At 64.7% G+C, this 269-nt stretch carries 1 protein-coding gene; it reads right to left on the minus strand.

The annotated features are described in order from the left end of the window. On the minus strand, positions 1 to 269 hold a 269-nt coding region (locus HBA26_RS22745), incomplete at both ends, for an integrase core domain-containing protein (RefSeq protein ID WP_166721073.1).

Below are 269 nucleotides of genomic sequence, written 5' to 3' on the forward strand. Positions count from 1 at the left end.
AGGTTGTACACCGTGCGCCAGTGATCGAAAGCGCGCTGCAGCTCTCCGCTGTCCGCGAACCATTTTCCCTGCAGCACTTCCGCCTTCAGGCTGCGGTGAAAACGCTCCAGCTTGCCCTGCGTCTGCGGATGATAAGGCCGGGAGTGCCCCACCCGGATACCGTGGCGCATCAGCCACAGCTCCAGCGCCGTCCAGGTGCCGGTGGTGTCGCCCCACGGTGAGCCGTTGTCCATCGTCATCCTGTCCGGCAGGCCGTAGCGTTCAAACGC

The organism is Enterobacter sp. 725m/11 (assembly GCF_011683705.1).
GTDB lineage: Bacteria > Pseudomonadota > Gammaproteobacteria > Enterobacterales > Enterobacteriaceae > Enterobacter > Enterobacter bugandensis.